The sequence below is a fragment of the Absicoccus sp. genome (assembly GCF_034090965.1).
GTDB classification, from domain to species: Bacteria; Bacillota_I; Bacilli_A; order Erysipelotrichales; family Erysipelotrichaceae; genus Absicoccus; species Absicoccus intestinalis.
Genome location: NZ_JAXDRQ010000016.1, coordinates 29,514 through 48,338 on the forward strand (window position 1 = coordinate 29,514; position 18,825 = coordinate 48,338).

Annotated in this window: 17 protein-coding genes and 1 tRNA gene; 3 read left to right on the top strand and 15 right to left on the bottom strand. The window is 40.0% G+C overall.

Annotated features, from left to right (window positions below; translation table 11 throughout):
* Nucleotides 1-102 precede the first annotated feature (102 nt).
* The 5 genes from yihA to SOS22_RS02685 all read right to left on the bottom strand — a co-directional run bounded on the left by yihA (nucleotide 103) and on the right by SOS22_RS02685 (nucleotide 5,846).
* Entirely contained in the window at nucleotides 103-675 is a 573-nt protein-coding gene (gene yihA, locus SOS22_RS02665) for a ribosome biogenesis GTP-binding protein YihA/YsxC (protein WP_320326547.1), read from the bottom strand.
* Nucleotide 676: 1 nt separating this feature from the next.
* Nucleotides 677-2,980 carry an endopeptidase La gene (lon, locus tag SOS22_RS02670; protein ID WP_320326546.1) on the bottom strand — a complete coding sequence of 768 codons (2,304 nt, stop codon included), beginning with the start codon at nucleotides 2,978-2,980 and terminating at the stop codon, nucleotides 677-679.
* 68 nt (nucleotides 2,981-3,048) lie between these two features.
* Nucleotides 3,049-4,326: a trigger factor gene (tig, locus tag SOS22_RS02675; RefSeq protein ID WP_320596251.1), complete on the bottom strand. Its 1,278-nt coding sequence runs from the start codon at nucleotides 4,324-4,326 to the stop codon at nucleotides 3,049-3,051.
* Nucleotides 4,316-5,044, bottom strand: coding sequence for a DUF3196 family protein (locus SOS22_RS02680; protein WP_320596252.1), 729 nt, complete (start codon nucleotides 5,042-5,044; stop codon nucleotides 4,316-4,318). Before SOS22_RS02680 ends, tig begins: the two co-directional genes overlap by 11 nt.
* 43 nt (nucleotides 5,045-5,087) lie before the next feature.
* Nucleotides 5,088-5,846: an InlB B-repeat-containing protein gene (locus SOS22_RS02685; RefSeq protein ID WP_320326543.1), complete on the bottom strand. Its 759-nt coding sequence runs from the start codon at nucleotides 5,844-5,846 to the stop codon at nucleotides 5,088-5,090.
* Between the two features lie 51 nt (nucleotides 5,847-5,897).
* On the opposite strand from SOS22_RS02685, the gene SOS22_RS02690 reads away from it, so the two are divergent.
* Both SOS22_RS02690 and SOS22_RS02695 read left to right on the top strand, forming a co-directional pair.
* Nucleotides 5,898-5,974, top strand: a tRNA-Arg gene (locus SOS22_RS02690).
* Nucleotides 5,975-6,095: 121 nt separating this feature from the next.
* Nucleotides 6,096-6,767 carry a B3/4 domain-containing protein gene (locus SOS22_RS02695; RefSeq protein ID WP_320325738.1) on the top strand — a complete coding sequence of 224 codons (672 nt, stop codon included), beginning with the start codon at nucleotides 6,096-6,098 and terminating at the stop codon, nucleotides 6,765-6,767.
* Here SOS22_RS02695 and SOS22_RS02700 read toward each other — a convergent pair.
* From SOS22_RS02700 to SOS22_RS02720, 5 genes are read right to left on the bottom strand one after another with little or no spacing between them, the layout of a single operon-like run.
* Nucleotides 6,761-7,222 (bottom strand): metallophosphoesterase family protein, encoded by a 462-nt coding sequence (locus SOS22_RS02700; RefSeq protein WP_320325739.1) that lies wholly within the window; start codon nucleotides 7,220-7,222, stop codon nucleotides 6,761-6,763. The two genes, SOS22_RS02695 and SOS22_RS02700, sit on opposite strands and share 7 nt — an antisense overlap.
* Before the next feature lie 9 nt (nucleotides 7,223-7,231).
* Nucleotides 7,232-8,278, bottom strand: a complete 1,047-nt coding sequence (locus SOS22_RS02705) for a M15 family metallopeptidase (protein ID WP_320325740.1) — start codon at nucleotides 8,276-8,278, stop codon at nucleotides 7,232-7,234.
* Between the two features lie 25 nt (nucleotides 8,279-8,303).
* Nucleotides 8,304-10,061, bottom strand: a complete 1,758-nt coding sequence (uvrC, locus tag SOS22_RS02710) for an excinuclease ABC subunit UvrC (RefSeq protein ID WP_320325741.1) — start codon at nucleotides 10,059-10,061, stop codon at nucleotides 8,304-8,306.
* A gap of 14 nt (nucleotides 10,062-10,075) precedes the next feature.
* A complete protein-coding gene (locus SOS22_RS02715; protein WP_320596253.1) occupies nucleotides 10,076-12,385 on the bottom strand; it encodes an endonuclease MutS2 in 2,310 nt (769 codons plus the stop codon).
* Complete coding sequence (locus SOS22_RS02720; RefSeq protein ID WP_320325743.1) at nucleotides 12,366-12,881, bottom strand: CvpA family protein; 516 nt, start codon at nucleotides 12,879-12,881, stop codon at nucleotides 12,366-12,368. Before SOS22_RS02720 ends, SOS22_RS02715 begins: the two co-directional genes overlap by 20 nt.
* Nucleotides 12,882-12,917: 36 nt before the next feature.
* Here SOS22_RS02720 and rnhC point away from each other — a divergent pair, with 36 nt between their 5' ends.
* Nucleotides 12,918-13,766 carry a ribonuclease HIII gene (rnhC, locus tag SOS22_RS02725; protein WP_320325744.1) on the top strand — a complete coding sequence of 283 codons (849 nt, stop codon included), beginning with the start codon at nucleotides 12,918-12,920 and terminating at the stop codon, nucleotides 13,764-13,766.
* 7 nt (nucleotides 13,767-13,773) lie between these two features.
* On the opposite strand, the gene SOS22_RS02730 is transcribed toward rnhC, so the two are convergent.
* From SOS22_RS02730 to SOS22_RS02750, 5 genes are read right to left on the bottom strand one after another with little or no spacing between them, the layout of a single operon-like run.
* Complete coding sequence (locus SOS22_RS02730) at nucleotides 13,774-14,271, bottom strand: deoxycytidylate deaminase (protein ID WP_320325745.1); 498 nt, start codon at nucleotides 14,269-14,271, stop codon at nucleotides 13,774-13,776.
* A 46-nt stretch (nucleotides 14,272-14,317) separates the two neighbouring features.
* Entirely contained in the window at nucleotides 14,318-15,235 is a 918-nt protein-coding gene (locus tag SOS22_RS02735; RefSeq protein ID WP_320596254.1) for an RluA family pseudouridine synthase, read from the bottom strand.
* A complete protein-coding gene (lspA, locus tag SOS22_RS02740; protein ID WP_320325747.1) occupies nucleotides 15,217-15,717 on the bottom strand; it encodes a signal peptidase II in 501 nt (166 codons plus the stop codon). Before lspA ends, SOS22_RS02735 begins: the two co-directional genes overlap by 19 nt.
* Nucleotides 15,718-15,721: 4 nt before the next feature.
* On the bottom strand, nucleotides 15,722-17,311 hold the full coding sequence (locus tag SOS22_RS02745; RefSeq protein WP_320596255.1) for an ABC1 kinase family protein: 1,590 nt from the start codon (nucleotides 17,309-17,311) through the stop codon (nucleotides 15,722-15,724).
* 51 nt (nucleotides 17,312-17,362) lie between these two features.
* Nucleotides 17,363-18,805, bottom strand: coding sequence for a leucine-rich repeat domain-containing protein (locus SOS22_RS02750; protein ID WP_320325749.1), 1,443 nt, complete (start codon nucleotides 18,803-18,805; stop codon nucleotides 17,363-17,365).
* Between the last annotated feature and the right edge of the window lie 20 nt (nucleotides 18,806-18,825).

An 18,825-nucleotide genomic window follows, 5' to 3' on the forward strand; every position in this document is an offset into this window, starting at 1 on the left:
CTATCTTTTGCACCTTTATAATAACAAATCTATTTTCTTTTACAATAAATTGGCATTCTTGGTCTTTTTTATGGAATTTGTAAAAAAAAGATGAGCCGAAGCTCATCGAATCCAATCTTGAATTGCACGATAAACCAGTTCAAAGCCCGTTTTTTCCACACTTGAAACCGGATAAACAGTTGCCATAGGCAATTGTAATTTCTGGGAAATGACTTTGATGGCCTTGACTCGTTTGGTCTTTGGTACTTTATCGATCTTGGTTGCCACGACCACGATGGGAATTTGTAGCTGTTTCAACGTATCGATCATGTCCAGATCATCGTGTGTGGGCTCATGTCGTGCATCCACCAAAGAAATGACGCCTGCAATTTGTTCTCTTTGGGTAAAATATTCATCCATCATGGTACCCATTTTTAGAAGCATTTGTTTGCTCATTTTGGCATATCCATAACCCGGAACATCGACGAGCATCCATTTTTCATCAATCGTAAAAAAATTGATCAATCGTGTTTTTCCTGGTGTATTTCCGACATAAGCCAGTTTTTTTCTTTGGGTCAATGCATTGATAAAACTGCTTTTGCCCACATTGGAGCGACCAACCACCACAACTTCGGGTAATGAAGTTTGTGGCCATTGATCCTTATTGGTCGCACTCGTTACAAATTCGCTTTTCATACTATGCAACTAATGCGTGTTTTAAAACTTGTTTTACGCTCGATACCGGAATAAAATCAACGGCATCTTTTACTTCTTGTGGGATCTCATCCAAATCACGCACATTTTCTTTTGGGATCAAAATCGTTGTGATACCGGAACGATAGGCAGCTAAAGACTTTTCCTTCAAACCGCCAATAGGCAATACATTTCCACGCAAGGTAACTTCACCCGTCATTGCCAGATTGGCTTTGACTGGAATTTCGGCAAAACAAGAAACTAGAGCTGTGGTCATGGTCACACCGGCACTTGGTCCGTCTTTTGGTACGGCACCTTCTGGTACGTGGATATGCACATCATTGGTTTCAAATAATTTTGGATCGATCTTGTACTCTTTGGCATGTGCTTTGATGTAGTCCAGCGCAATATTGGCACTTTCCTTCATGACATCACCTAATTGTCCGGTCAAGATCAATCGGCCTTTTCCTTCAAAACGGTTGGCTTCAATTTGCAGAATATCGCCACCAAAACTCGTGTAGGCAAGACCTGTTACCGTTCCGATCTGGTCTTTCTTTTCTTTATGGCCATAGTCTACTTTTTCATTGCCTAACCATTCATGGATCAATTTCTTGGATAAGCGAATGGATTTCTTGTTGTCTTTTAAGATAGCTAAAACCGTCTTTCGACAAATGGTTGCGATCGTTCGTTCTAACTGTCGAACACCAGCTTCTCTGGTATAATACCGGATCAAATACAGCAACAAATCATCCGATATTTTTAATTGACTGGATTGTAGGCCATTTTCTTTTAATTGTTTTGGCAATAAATGTTCCTTAGCAATATGGATCTTTTCCACATCGGTATAACTGGATAATTGAATGATTTCCAATCGATCTCGTAAAGCCGGTGGAATATTTTCTAAGTAGTTGGCCGTCGCAATAAATAAGACTTTGCTTAGATCATACGGTTCTTCAATGTAATGATCGGAAAAGAAGGAGTTTTGTTCGGGATCCAATACTTCCAACATAGCTGAGGAAGGATCGCCCTTATAGTCACTGGCCATCTTATCAATTTCATCGATCAAGAAGACGGGATTCACAACGCCGGCTTTTTTCATTCCTTGAATGATCCGTCCTGGCATTGCCCCTAGATAGGTACGACGATGCCCACGAATTTCGGCTTCGTCACGTACACCACCCAAAGAAATCTTCACAAATTTACGATCCAAAGCACGAGCTACACTGCGGGCCAAGGATGTCTTACCAACCCCAGGAGGACCAACCAAACAAAGGATTGGTGCTTTCAAAGAATTGGTCATTTGTTTGACTGCTAAATATTCCAAGATCCGCTCTTTGACTTTTTCCAGGCCATAGTGATCGGCATCAAGCGTAGCCTGGGCTTGATTGAGATCTTGATTGTCTTGGGTTTCTTGCCACCAAGGCAGATCCATCAACCAATCCACATAGGTCTTGATAACGCCGGTTTCACCACTGGCCATCGGTAAGATCTCATAACGAGACAATTCTTCTTTGACTTTCTTTTTGATATTTTCAGGATAGGGATTTTCTTCGAGACGTTTACGAATTTGTTCCGCATCCTTATCTTGTTCAACGACATCGCCTAATTCTTCTTTGATGGCATTCAACTTTTCACGTAAGTAATAATCTTTTTGTCCTTGATCAATTCGTTGTTTGACCGTATCATTGATCTTTTTCTCAACTTCGCCCATCTTCTTTTCTTTTTCAATATCGGCCAACAACATCTCTAAACGATCATTGGCGCCTAATGTTTCTAGATAGGCTTGTTTACGATCCAAAGAAATAGGTAAGGCCGTTACGGCTTTATCGCTCAATCCTTCTGGACCTACGCCTTTGGACAGCTCGATCATCATATCCTTGGACATGAATTTATCCGCACCCGTAAAATGATCATAGGCATCTACGATCATACGCATCAAAGCTTGCTCTTCAGTTTCATCTTGACGATAGGTCACCAATTCTTCTACCACAGCCATATCGCTGGTATCGCCTTGGATCCATTCATTCAAGCGAACGCGTTTCAATCCTCTAAACTTGACACGAATAAAATTTTCAAAACGACGAACATGGCGAACTTCACAAAGGGTTCCCACATGATAAATATCATCTAAACCTGGTTCATCCGTTGTTATGTCTTTTTGCGAAACCAATACGATGTGGTTTTCGAAATTATTTTGGGCATTATCAACAGCTTGTAGGGATGGTTCACGCCCTACATCAATCACAATATCTTGATCCGGAAAAACAACAACCCCACGTGTACAAACTAAAGGAAATGTTTCTGTCATCGGAATTCCTCCTTATTTCTAGATTCTAAAAAAGACGCTAAGCGCCTTTTTATATCATATGTATTTTACTACTTAACGGAAGTCTTAATCAATTCTAATGCTTTCTGTTGAGCTAGATCTGCACGAACTTGATAAGCTGGAAGCAATTGTTTGATCTGATTGACATCCATTTTGTACAACTCAGACATCTCATTGTATTCTTTATCGACATCTTCTTGAGAAACTTCAATATTTTCAGCTTTAACGATGGCTTGTAAAACCAAAGAATTCTTGACACGATCCGTTGCTTCTGGACGCATCTGTGCTTTCATATCTTCTTCGGTTTGACCTGTTGCTTGATAATATTGTTCAACGGTAAATCCAGACTGTTGCATACGTTGTACAAATTGTTGATATTCATTATCTACTTCATTTTCGATCATCACAGCAGGAATATCAACCGTTGCATTATCACTAGCTGCCTTGATCACTTCCGAAGTGAATTTATCTTCTGCTTGGCGTTCACGCTCTTTTGTAAGGTCTTCTTTTGTGACTTCCTTAAATTTTTCTACGGTTTCTACCCCATCGCGTTTTAATTGTTTAATCAAGTCATCATTTACTTCTGGACGTTCTTTATATTTAATATCATGAACAGTTACTGTGAATACAGCATCTTGTCCAGCAAGATCTTTGGCTTGATAATCTTCTGGGAATGTCACATTGACATCTTTTACTTCACCCGATTTCACACCGATCAATTGATCTTCAAAACCAGGGATGAAAGATTGCGAACCCAATTCCAATGGATAATTTTCACCAGAACCACCTTCGAAAGCTTCTCCGTCTTTTTTACCAACAAAGTCAATGATGACTTGGTCGCCTTCTACAGCGGCTTCTCCTTCTTCACGCAATACCCAATCGGCATAACGATCTTGTACACGTTCCAATTCTTTATCTACATCTTCATCAGTTACTTCTACTTCATCTTTATGAATATCTAATCCTTTATAGTCTCCCAAAGTCACTTCCGGTTCAACTACACAATGGAATTCTAAAGTAACCGATTCATCTGTTGCATCTTTATAATCCAAAGTAGGACGAGCGACCAATTCTAAGTTTTGTTCTTTGACAGCTTGGGCTAAAACCGTATTGGCGATATTTTCAACAGCTTGTTCATAAATGGCTTCTTTAGAAATTTGTTTCTTTAATAAAGCTTCTGGAACTTGTCCAGGACGGAAACCTTTCATCGTGATATTTTTCTTAAAATATTGAAATGCATGTTTTTGGGCTTTTGTCCAAACATCACCATCCACAACAACTTCCAAAACACCTTCTGAATGTTCTTTCAATGTCCAACTACTTTTCATTTTGTTCTCCTCGACTTTCAATCATCAGCGGTATATCCGCTATCTCACCCAACTGATTTTGGGTAACAAACAACTTAAATTCATCGGATTGTCCAAATGCTTCTGCAACCAAACGCACAATTGCTTTCGCAATGGGTTTGGCATCACGATTCATAAAATCAAATGGCCGGTTTTCTAACATTTCTTGTTCTAAAAGACGTGTACAAAATTGATAGAAAGTCGGATTATCATTCGCAAACCAATCGGTAAACAATTGATTGATCTGCAAAAGGGTTTGATCGTCTTCCTTTGGAATGATCAAACTCGGCACAAAAGTCAGTCCCAATCCAGATCGTTTCATTGTATAGGGTGTATCAATCTTTTGAGCCATCAAATGCTCGATCAATTCTCCCTTGATTTCATTCAGCAGGACATCGGAATCCAATAAGAGTTGCACTTCGTCATGCATCGTGCGAAGATTCATGTCAGCCATCATCGCCACGGCTGCTTCTTGTTGCTCCATATTGCCATGAATCAAGATCTCGATTTCATGATGAGGAACCGGCTTGTCAATATGTGCCAAACAGTCCTCCTTGTAGGCTTCTAATACATCCAATTCAGGTTGTGGAACATAGGGCAAATCCAATTCAGCTTGTACTTTATCCAAAGCTAAATCATATTTTTCCTGTCCCATTAATTCATGAATTTCTTGTATAAGTGCTTGATAATATAGATTCACCAAATCCTCCTAGCGAAACATATTAATTTTATCATACTGTCTTTTAAGAATCAATACGATGAAACCGTGCAACTAAATGTAATGGGCCCAAAGAATGATGACGAATAAAATCATGTTTTCGACCAATCTGATCATACCAGCCATCGAATATATATCCCTTTTTCTTTGCGGGCTTAATCAAGATCGTTGGATCATCAAAACAATAATGATCCGGATTGCTTCGAGCTGAATATCCCCCCTGTGTATCATAAGTGATAGGATATTCATTTTTTGTCATTTTCGCATATAACGTGCACGAATGATTGATGCCCTGACTTAGATGGAAAGGAAATAAAAATTGCTCATCCCAATACCAGCCTTCAAAGGTATAGCCACTGCGCTTGGCAATGGGTAATGAATGAATATATCCATCTTGTGCGACTTCGATGGGATCGATGGGCCGAGCACCAAATGTTTCAAACGAAACCACACAAGGATCAACAAAATGCGCTTCGATCGTGACCGAACCCTGTGGTCTTGCTGGTACAACATCTGTAGGTTGTCCTTCATAGGTCCATCCAACAAACACTTGATCTTTCTTTTGTGGTGGATACAACACATAAGCAGGCGATTCACAACTTGTATATCGTGGATTCAGTCGTGAATTCATACCACCATTCATTTTATACTGTATCGGGTACCAAACTGGTGCCCATTTGGGATAGAGGATCGTGACCTTTGATAATTCCGCCGCCGGATTGATCTGCTTCGTACATTCGGGGTCAACATACCATCCCACAAATTGATATCCTTCTTTTTTCATACCCGATTCCCCATTGATATTCTATAATAGATTTGTTATAATAAGTTAGCTGTCTTGGTAGCTCAGTTGGATAGAGCAATCGCCTTCTAAGCGATCGGTCGGGGGTTCGAATCCCTCCCAGGACGCCACCTAGACTTGATGACCTTCACAGAAGGTCTTTTTTTTATAAATTTCATTGATATCCAATATCAAATACTTCTAGTTCCTCTTTGTATCTTTTCTCGATACGATACTATCGAGGTGATACACATGACATTTCAATTTAACGTTACAAAGGAAGTCTTGGATCTTGGTGTCAAAGTAAAAGCCGTTGTCATAGAAGGGATCGATAATACCTCCCTTTCTTCGGATTATCTTGCTTATCGAAAAGAAGCTATCCAACAACTTCAACAAAAATATGAAGGCATCAATGCCAAACAAGAAGCCATTGTACAAGGCTTTTATACCTTACATGATCAGGTAGGGGTTCGTCGTCGCAAGAATCCCCCGGCATCGGAAACTTTGATCAAATTGCTGCAAAAGCGCAACGATCTTCCTTCCATCAATAAATTGGTGGATATCTACAATATCATTTCTACCGATACGGAATTAGCATTGGGAGCTCATGATATCGATAAAATCGATGGCAACGTCACATTACGACTACAAGATGGGAGTGAACGATTTGTTCCCCTTGGTTTGGATGAACCACAACCTGTCAAGGCTGGTGAATACAGCTATATTGATGATGCCAATGAAATCATTTGTCACTTAGAGATTCGTCAAGTCAATAAAACATTGGTCGATGAACATTCCAAAAATATTTATTTCATTATCCAAGGCAATGAAGTTACTTCCGATGCTTTATTGGAAACGACGGCGCAAAAGCTCATTGATCGTGTGACTCAATTTTGTGGTGGCCAAGGCCAGATCATTTATTGATCCAAAAAAACAATTTGGGCCGAAATGGTCGTATCCACATCCAAGATGGCATAGCTTGGTGGATTGCCATCACGAGACATCCAGACAGAACCGGGATTTAATAAAAAGATCCCGGCTTTTTTTTCGATATGACTGCGATGGGTATGACCGTAACATACGATGTCACAAGCATGTCCTTTCGCTAAACGAACGAGCTCCTCTTCTCGATGAAAAAAAGAACAACGATGGGAATGTTCCATCAATAGACGATGAGTCCCAACAGAAAGAATCCGACGCGTAGGAAATTCACCCCAGAAATCATTATTTCCTAACACAAATAACCAGTTCGGATAATTTCGTGGATCTTCACATAGATCACCACAATGCAGAAATAAACTCGCTTCTGGGTGTTGATCATAAATCGTATCTAGAATTTCATTACTTCCATGTGAATCACTAGCGACAATGATACGCATCGTTACCTCCTACTCCTGATATTCTTCAAAATCCATTTTTTCCATGGATACATGATTTTTCCACATTTTGTTGGCCGCTTTTCTGCCAACATAACGCAATACAAAAGGTTGATAAGCCATATTGGTCTCATTTTGTTTCTCTTTTGGATAGCGAATCACAAAACCATACCGATACGCATTTTCCTCCAACCACACAATTTGATTTTGTTGACTTTGGGATAAGGATTTGATGGCATTTTCATAATTGTATGTGCCATCATCATTCTGATTGGCTTGACAGGCATCGATCCAAACCGTTGGATCGATCAATTGAATGGTATATCCCAGCTGCGCTTCATTTTGTCCAGCTGGCAATTGAAAACGATTGAGTACCGTCTCTCCATATTGATTTTCCAAGGCAATATAGGATTCATTGATTGTATCATACGATTGATACCCCGATATAGCACTTAAGCTTTCCCCATTCCACATAGCTTTATAGGCTTCTTGCATCTCGTTCCAATCATCGAGCACATCGGCTTGGATCTGGATGGAATCTTGGGAAACCAAATTGGATGGTTGATAACGATAAACCGATGTCTTGGAATCCAAGATCAAATATTTATCGGTAGGATCGGATGCTAGGGTCAATTTTTTTGTCGTGGTGGCATCATTTTCATAAAAAGTAGTCAGATCCGCATAGGTATAATAGGTCAATAGATCCACTAATTCACTGGATGTAAAATAGTTGGAATACTTATTCACAAAGTTAACGATGTACGCATCCGATTCTTTTTGCGTTTTTTTAGCCAAGTGATATTCATTCGCTAAACGAATATTAAAGCCTGGGATCTTGATAAAATCCATAAAAACGGAAGGTCGGATTTGTTGGGAAATGATATAATCAATATCCCGTGCATCCATATATTCTAAGATCGTTTCCCGATTCTTTTCGGTCGCATACGGATAGCGCGCCAAAGGATCATACGATTCATTCAATCGATAGAAGCAAGTTCCGGTTAAGATAGCACATAAAACCAACAATAGAATACGTGCCAAAAGTACGTTTCGTTCCAATATTCAATACCTCGCAAGCATTATATCATACTTCATGTAACCTATCATATAAGCTTTGTGCGACCCCTTTTGGCACCACTTGCGCCAATTCATCGATGCTGGCTTCTTTCATTTTTTTCATGCTTTTGAATGCCCTCATCAAAGCCTTTTTCCTGGCCGGTCCAATCCCTTCTACCGTATCTAAGATGGATTTGGTCATGGATTGATTGCGCAGTTTCCGATGATACGAAATCGCAAATCGATGCACTTCATCTTGCATTCTTGTCAATAAAAAAAACAAACTGGATTCTTTTTGTAGAGGAATCTCTTCCAACTGATCATTCATTAAAGCTCGGGTATTGTGTTTGTCATCTTTGACCAATCCAGCAATTCGTAAATCTAGATCCAATGCATCCCGAATTTCTTTGGCTGCTTCAATTTGTTGGGCTCCCCCATCCACCAGTAAGAGATCTGGCATAGGTTTTTGTTCTTTCAACAATCGCACATATCGGCGATAAATCACTTCTTTCATACTATCCAGATCCGATCGATAGGTATCCAAATGATAGTGACGATATTGATTTTTATCGGGCTTACCATCCACAAATACAACCAAACCACTGACATTAAAAGTTCCTGATAAATGACTATTATCAAACAATTCAACCGTATGGATCGGTGCATGGAAAATGGCCGATAATTGGGCATTGGCCTGATCCAATTCCTTTTGTTTACGAAAAACCAGTTCAAATTTTTGTTCATGGGCTGTTTTAGCATTCTTACAAACCAGATCCACCAAGGTCTTTTTATCCCCGCGCTGTGGAATATATACATGAACACCTAACGTATCTTCTAATATATCGGTTGGCGTGCCTTCTGGCACTAATATTTCTTTGGGAATCAAATTATTTTGGTAATACTGCAAGATAAAGCTCACAAACGCATCCATCGTCTCTTCGTAGATGGGCATGACCGTAAAATTCCGTCCCAACAGCTTACCATCCCGAATAAAGAATCCTTGTAACGAAATATACCCTTTATCTTCATACCATCCAAATACATCTCGATCTTTGCGATCTTTAAAATCAATGATCTGTTTTTCCATGACATGATGAATGGAAGCAATCATATCCCGATATTCTTGGGCCTTTTCAAATTGTAAATTTTCACTGGCCACCATCATTTTGTCTTGGAGTTGTTTTATGATGGCATCCGCATCCCCTTTTAGGAACGCACTGATTTCTTTTCGATACGTAGCCATTTGTTCTTTATCCACTTCATGGATACAAGGACCCAGACATTGATGCATATGATAATACAAACAAGCCTGTTTAGGAAGGGTACGACATTTACGAATGGGCCAAAGGGTATTGATCAGCTTCACGATTTCATTGGCAGCCCCACTGCTCGGATACGGACCAAAATAGGTGTCTTTTTTGGAAGTCACACGCCGGCTTAAACGAACAGCAAAATAATCATCATGCGTCATCACGATATATGGATAGCTTTTATCATCCATCAACAAAATATTGTAAGGAGGATGATGTTTCTTGATCAAGTTGATTTCCAACAAAAGCGATTCTTTTTCCGAATCCGTCACAATAAATTCAAAATCACGAATGTGACTGACCAATCGCGTTGTTTTTTCATTATGGACCCCATGAAAATACGAACGCACTCGATTTTTCAATACCTTGGCTTTCCCCACATATAAGATCTCGCCGTTTTCATCTTTCATGATGTAACAACCCGGCTGATCCGGCAACAAAGCCAATTTATCTTGTAGATTTTGAGAAATAGCCATACGCATTCCCTTCCTTATTTCAATAATACGATCGTTGCTCCCAATCCACCTTCATTTGGACCAGCGGCCGTTTTTGATTTTACCACGGGATTTTTATCCAAATCATCCCACACAGCCGCACGCAACCGTCCGGTACCCATGCCATGGATGATACGCACTTGTTTGACATGATGAACGATGGCTTGATCCAAATAGCGATCCAATGCTTCAATGCCTTCTTCAACATGCATGCCAATCAAATTCAATTCCAACGGAAACCGATGAAAGCTGGGATCCACATGGGTCTTGCGTACGACCGGTTTGACTTGTGGTTTATGGATCTTGGTCAGCCGATTCAATTTCACCTTCATACGCATCCCATTGGTTTCGATTGTTGCTTCTTTCTTGCGAATATCAATAATGGTACCATGCGATTGTAACCCTTTGATTTGTACATAATCGCCCACTTGCAACGATTCGGCTACAGCCTCCTCTTCTTGCGGGATTTGATCCATCACATGCAATTGATGCAACAAGGCCGTTTGTTCATGCAACTTTCCTTGTTTCTGCTGCTGCAACGCACGAATGATGGCTTGTGCTTGATCTTGTTTCTTTTCCAACATTTCATGCAACTGCTCTTGATACGTACGATCCAGATCTGTTTTTTTTCGTTGCCATTGTTGCCTTTCTTTTTCGGCCTTTCGTTGCAGATCATGGGCATTTTCAATCAAAGCATCAAAACGATCTTCTTTGGCTTGAACTTCATTTTGCATCTTTTCTAAACGAGCTAACTCTTGATCCACTTTCTGCATATGGGTTTGTTTCCATTGATTGGCCGAGGCCAAAATTTGCGGGTCCAGATGATATTGAGCCGCAATCGAAAAGGCATACGAAGAACCCGAAATGCCTTCCAGATAGCGATAGGTAGGTTGAAGGGTCTCTTGATCAAATTCCACACTGGAAACTAAGATAGAATCATTGGTCTTGCCATAGGCTTTCACTTCATTGAAATGGGTACTCGTAATGATCGTGGTTTGTTTCTGGATCAAATAATCTAAGATGGCAACCGCTAAACTAGCCCCTTCCAAAGGATCCGTACCATTTCCAAGTTCATCGATCAATACAAACGTGCGATCATCGGCTTGTGCACAAATAGTGGCTAATTTTGAAATATGGGAGGAAAACGTAGATAAATTCTGTTCAATCGATTGGTGATCACCAATATCAAACCACAATGACGTATAATAGGGGACGATGGCACGATGACAAATTACCGGAAAACCAGCATGTGCCAAAGTCACAAACAAACCAATGGTCTTTAAGGTGACGGTCTTTCCTCCCATATTTGGCCCAGAAATCATTAAACAATATTGATTTTTGGAACACGAATACGTATTGGCCACCACTTTTTTGGGATCGATCAAAGGATGTCGTGCTTGTTCCAATAAAAAAGCATGATCTCGCGTTTGGATCATGGGCACACATCCATCCTTTTGATATGCCCACATTCCTTTCGCAAAAGCGACATCCAATACCGTCATCGTTTCCAGATTCGACAAAAGAAGGATCGCTTTTTTCGCTACTTGTTGACTCAATTCTCGGCAGATCCGTTCTTTTTCTTGTTCAATCTTTCCTTCGAGATCTTGAATCTGATTATTGGCTGCAACAAACGCTTGAGGTTCCACATAAAAAGCCAAACCACTTTGCGACTGGCCATGGACCATGCCCCCAAAATAGTTTTTGTCCTGTGCTTTGACCAAAACCGACAAGCGATTGCCAATGGTCGTTGTGGTCGTATCCATCAAATGCTCTTTATGGGCTTTGATAAAAGCTTTTGCACTGGCCTGCAAAGCCAAGCGAGCCCCCGTCAAGGCACGATGTAAACCAGCCAATTTCGGGGTCGCATCCAATTTGATCGATCCGGTTCGATCAATTTTTCGATCAATGGCTTTCATTAACGGTATACAGGGATCCATCGTATTGGCTAATTCCATGCATCGTGACGCATCGGTATTGCGCAATGTATTTTGGACATTTCGACAAGTTCCCAAAAAGATCGCGATATCACTCAGATCATGTCCGGAAAGGACCATTTGTTTAGTGGCTTGCTGGATATAGGGTTGGATATCTTTACAACCACCAAATTCTACGACGACCCCTTGTTGATGGATCTTTATAGTTTCTTTGACCAAATCCAATTTCCATTGTATTTCATGCAGATTGGTCAAGGGTATACTTGCCAAAATATCTTGTTGCGAACAAGAAAAAGAAGCAAAATGAGAAATTTGCTTCAATACGGTTTGCCAGTCAATGGCGTGGTCAAATTCATCGTAGGTTGTTGACATGGTCAGTCACCTCTTCTTTCCATTGGTTCACAGTATGGATCACAACACTGTGTTGCACATAGGTATCGCCATTTTCCACAAATGGCAATTGACAAAACGCCGTCCATAGGAAAAAGATGCATCCAACTTCCACAAATCCAATGCCTAAACCGGCCATATGATTGATCAAAGAAAGGGCACTCTTTTTTCTTTTGGGGCGTGAGGCATCGACAAGAAACAGAAACAAACGTAAAAAAATACGAATGCCAAGGATCAAAAGCACAAACCATACCAACTTATTCAATGGATCATCAATCAAACTGGATAGATGAACCAGTGGATAGGCTTGGCTTAGATCATCATAGAACCACCAAGCGCCTACAAATGAAAGGATGGTTGCCATAAGATCAAAAAGTTGGCGCAGAAAGCCTTTATGAAAGGCGCGCAATAAAATGAAAAAACTGATCAATACGAGCACAAAGTCGTAGATTACAAAATAGTTCGATTGAAGTATCATGTCTCATTCTACCATATTTTATGATAAAATGTAGCCATGAATACTCTGACAAAAAAAATGTCGAAAGCAGAAATCTTCGACTTAAAAAATCGTGTGGCTGATCAAATTCAAAAAGAAAGTCATCCGGCCTATACGTTTTATCAAATTAAATTGCGTGAATGTACCATTACGGCTTATACATCTGGTAAAGTCGTTTTCCAGGGAAAAAATTTAGATTGGTTGGTTCCCGATACTAAAGAACAAACCGATGTTTATCCACAAGCTGGCAGTGATGAAGTCGGTACCGGTGATTATTTTGGACCGGTCGTCGTAAGTGCAACCATTGTTGAAAAAGCGCAAGTCGATGTATTGCGTTCGTTGGGCATTCAAGATTCCAAACAGATCAATGATGAAAAGATTCGTCAACTGGCACCAGAAATCAAAAAATTATGTCCCTATACGATCTTGGTCGTATCCAATGACAAATACAATCAAGTGCATCAAACGCATAATATGGTCGATATCAAGTGTTTATTACACAATCAAGCCTATCTCAACCTCCATCAAAAAGGCTATGTCCTGCCCTCCTTTTTGATCATTGATCAATTTGTCCAAAAAAAGTCTTACTACAAATACCTTCAAGATCAGCCGGAAGTCATTCCGAATATCCATTTTGAGACCAAAGCCGAAAACAAATACCTATCCGTTGCGTGTGGAAGCATCTTGGCACGAAATGCCTTCTTAGAAGCATGGGATGCCATGGAAGCCAAGTATCAATTTCACTTTGAAAAAGGCGCTGGCAAACAAGTGGATCTTTGTGCACAACATTTTGTCGATCAATTTGGTCCATCTGAATTATGTCATGTTGCGAAGTTGCATTTTGCGAATACAAAAAAAATCAAATAAGCGGCCGTTATTGGCCGCTATTTTCATCTTTCAGGATCTGTACATCCACTTTTGTCTGATACGTTAAATGCACCAACTCTACACCGGCATCGCGAAACATCTTCTTGCTGGCGATATTTTCTTCCGTTCCTTTATATTTATCACTTTCATAGACCACGCAACGAATGCCCGATTGAATGATGGCTTTGGCACATTCATTACATGGAAAGAGCGAAACATAAATGGTACAACCTTTCAGATCTTGGATACTATTTAAGATAGCATTCAATTCGGCATGTACGACATAGGGATATTTGGTTTCTAAAAAAGAACCCTCTCGTTGCCAGGGAAATACATCATCATCACAACCGCGGGGAAAGCCATTATAGCCCAGGCCAACCACGCGTTTATCGGCATTCACGATGCAAGCCCCCACTTGGGTATTCGGATCTTTCGAACGCATGGCACTTAAATGCGCAACACTCATAAAATATTCATCCCATGTCAAAACATTGTTTCGTTTCATATTGTCCTTCCGTTTCTATTTGTCGATGCCAATCAAGCGGATTGCTTTATATACTCTTTCCCAATTCCAACGCATTTAATATTCTTTCAAACGTTGGGTCCAAGGGAGCTTCAAAATGCATTCGTTTTTGCGTGGTGGGATGGATAAATTCCAAAGCACAGGCATGCAGTAATTGGCCATTGGCCGAAATGGTCTTGCGATATCCATATTTGGGATCGCCCGCAATGGGATGTCCAATATATGCCATATGTACACGAATCTGATGCGTTCGTCCCGTTTCCAATTGACAACGAATATATGCATAGTCCTTAAAATTTTCGATTACTTGAAAATGCGTGATGGCCGGTTTGGAATTTTTTTCCGTTACCGCCATTTTTTGACGATCTTTAGGATCCCGTCCTATCGGCGCATTGATCGTTCCATAACTGTGATCAAATGGATGATGAACAATGGCTACATATTCCCGATGACAGGTCTTATCGGTCAATTGTTGGGATAAAGCCATATGGGCTTGATCGTTTTTGGCCACCACCAAAAGCCCCGATGTATCTTTATCGATTCGATGCACGATGCCTGGGCGCAAGATGCCATTGATTCCTGATAGATCATCACAATGATCCATTAATCCATTCACCAATGTATGATCCATATGTCCAGGAGCTGGATGGACCACCAGTCCCTTTGGTTTGTTGATGACCAATACATCATGATCTTCATAAATGATGTCCAGATCCATCTTTTCTGGTTGGACATCCAAAGGCTGATCATCGGGAATTTCAATGACAACACGATCATTCACCTTACACGTATAGCTTCCTTTTTCCTGCTTGCCATTGACATGGATCTTATTTTGATCAATCAATTCCTTGACGCGTGATCGCGAAAGCGCACAATACGTAGAAATGATCTTATCCAAACGGCCACCTGCCATTTCACTGGAAATTGTCATGATTTTGTTTTCCATTGAGATTTCACCTTCCAATCATCGTAGAAAAGAATGATCACCAAAGCCGCAAAGCCAACGGTAATACAAATATCGGCCACATTAAATACGGGAAATGGCTGTCCAAAAATTAAAAAAGAGAAAAAATCACGCACATAGCCCAGTTTGAATCGATCGATAAAGTTGCCAATGGTCCCTGCAACCACAAAGGATAAACAAAGTTGGGTGCGTAAATCGTTGTCACAATGAAAATAAAAATAAATCATCACGCCCAAGGCAACCAGGGTGATGGCACCAAAAAACCATATGCCAAAGCCTTCAAAAATGGAGAATCCAGCACCAGTATTTTGAATATACGTCAAGTAAAAGAAACGATGAATGACTTCAATGGATTGTCCTAATGGAATAGTATGGACAATGGCACTTTTGGTCCATTGATCAAAACCGATCATCACAAATAGAATACAAACACTTAATAATAAAGAACTTTTTTTTGGTTTCATACGCTTAAAACATTTTATTTCTTCGATGCAATACTAACATTTTCACAAAGAGCCAGAAGCTCATCAGGATGGCCACCACAAAGCCAAAAAAGCCCAACGCCGGAATGCCTAAGATTTCGGGTTTCATATTGGTCATACATAATAGACTGGATCCTAATAAGAGGGCTGAAATCAAGATACAAACAATCAAACGATTGACCATTCGATCCAATTTAGCGATGGGCTGATTCGAGCCCAATAAATTCAGATTCATCTTTAATTGACCTCTTTCCAGCATCTTTAATACATCGCTGGTCTGCCCCGGAATATGTAAGGTTTTTTCATAAGCCCGTACATTATCCCGCATCCATTGTTTGAAATCATGTTTCAAATGAAATTGGCGCATCGTGGCTTTATGATTGGCTGCAATCTGCAACATATTCGTATTGGGATCGAGATCTTCCAAGGTGGCTTCCATGACGGTCATCGAACGAGCCAACATAGAGACTCCTTTTGGCAATTGAATGCCATAATTATGGCAAATCGCAAAAACGTCTTGGATCATTTTGGCGACATCGATTTGCGAAAACGGCATATTGATGTATTGATTCATAAATTCTTCAATTTCAACCATGAATTTCGCATAGTCAATTTCTTTTTTGGGCTTTCCTAGAGCTAAGATATCATCCACGACACTCATGGTATCTCGCATCGCAATGGCTTGGACCGCATCCTTCATGATTTCTCGCTCCCGTGAATCCAGGATCCCCATCATCCCAAAATCGATCCATACGATCACATCATCTCGCACCCGAATATTACCAGAATGTGGATCCGCATGAAAAAAACCATTCTCAATAATTTGGGAAATGTAGTTATAGGCCAATTTTTTCGCTAGATCGGTCCGATCGTAGCCATGATCATCCAATTGAGCGGATTGATTCACATCGATCCCATCAATATATTCCATGACCAAAACATAGCGGGACGTATATTGATCATAAATGACGGGTGCATCAATATATTTCACATCGGCATAGATTTCCTTAAAACGCTTGGCAAAGCGAGCCTCAATGGTAAAATCCATTTCTTGTTGGGAAGTGGTCCAAAATTCATCCAAGACCATATCCAGGTCAACAACGGAACTCACAATATCGGATAAATTCAAAAACCGAGCGGCTTTGCGAACCAATTTGATATCGCGTTCCATGATTTGATAGATATTGGGACGTTGAATCTTGACGACCACATGCTCTCCATTGGCTAGTTTAGCAGCATGAACTTGAGCAATCGAAGCCGAACCCAACGGATCTTCATCAAAATAAGGAAACAGCGAATGCCAATTCGGACCAAATGCACGGGTCAAGACGCTGTCTACATCACTCATTGGCATGGGACGTACATTCGATCTTAATTTTTCCAATTCCTTACAATATCGTTGTGAAAACATATCTTGTCGTGTCGACATGATTTGTCCGATCTTCACAAATGTAGGTCCTAGATCTTCCAAGATCTCACGAAATTTTACAGGATCCATTCCTTGTTGAATTTTATGTTTGCGTAAAATCGAAAGGATCTCTATAAAACGAGCTCCACTTGCTTTTGTTTTTGCCATGCTTTTATTTTATCACACTATAGATAAATGAAAAGGTCCGTCAATACGGACCTAGTCAGTAAATTTATCATAAAATTCCATGCTCTCCAATACGGAAGTATCCGCAATTGGATTATCATCCAATCGTAAGGCTTCCAAGAGTTGAAGATCTTTTAATGGGGTCACATCTGTGATATAGTTGCCTTTCAAGGTTAAGGAACGCAAAAATTGCAGATGTGATAAGGGCGTCAAATCACTGATGGCATTGTGATCCAAGCGCAAATAAGAAATAAATGGACATTTTTCTAATGGGCTCAGATCCGTAATGATATTGTTGTAGAGATCAACATTACATAAATTTTCCAAATTGCTCAATACGCGAATATCTTTGACATCATTATCCTCCAAAGACAAGATACCTAATAACTTCATTTGTTTCAGACAACTGATATCTTTTACACTATTTCGAGCCAAGTTCAGATCCACCATATCTTTGCATCCCTTTAATACATCAATATTGCGAATATGATTGGTATACAAATCCAAATGAACCAACTTTTTGGCATTCTTCAAGAAATCAATATTGTAGATCTGACAGAAACGAGCCGAAAAAGACTCTAAATTCTTTACATTCGTAAATTCATCCAAGTGTGTCAAAGCATTCATGGAAACATTCACCATACGTAAACTAGGAAAGCCATTCAACAAACGCATATCGGTAAATCCGGTTTGTTCCATATAGATTTCTTCAATATAGTGTAATTTTTTTAAGAAATCAAAGCTCTTTGGATGATTATAGGAAAGATTTAAGACCTTTAGTCTTGGAAACTTCGATAATATATCGTATTCGGTCAAATAAGGACAGTTGGATACATCCAATTTGGTCAGATTGGTCATCGACAACAAGGGTGAAAGATCAGACATCAAATTGGTTGAAAGGTCCAATTCTTCGATATGGGATAGATACGTCAGATCCTCCACATCAAATAAACGCATTCTTGCCATCTTCAATTTCTTTAAATGCTTCAAAGTACCTAAGATGGCATAGCTAAATGGACCATTTTCGGTATTGATATTGACCGTTTCCAGTTTTCGACAATGCTCGATATATTCAATACTGTCGATCTTTGAACGCTCCAAGTTCAAGTATTCCAGATCGATCATAGCGGCAATGCTGGAAACATCCATCGTATACAAATTATTACGAGAAATATCCAATCGTTTCAATTGTCGGAATCCATGCAACGCTTGAATATCACGCAATTGATTGATCGATACATTCAAGTCTTCCAGATTGCGAAGATCCTTGATGGGTTCTAATGTTTCTAACTTATTATTGGATGCATTTAAGCGTTCTAGATTTTCCGCATATTCCAAACCATCCAAACATTCAATTTCTTTTCCAGGAACTTGTAAATTGATAAGTTCTTTCATCTTTTCTGGGGTAATTTCGTCTTCTTTAATGCGCAAGGCTGAAGCAACAGCGGCACGCAAGGCGTCATCTTTGATCAACATGAGATAACCTCCTAACTTCA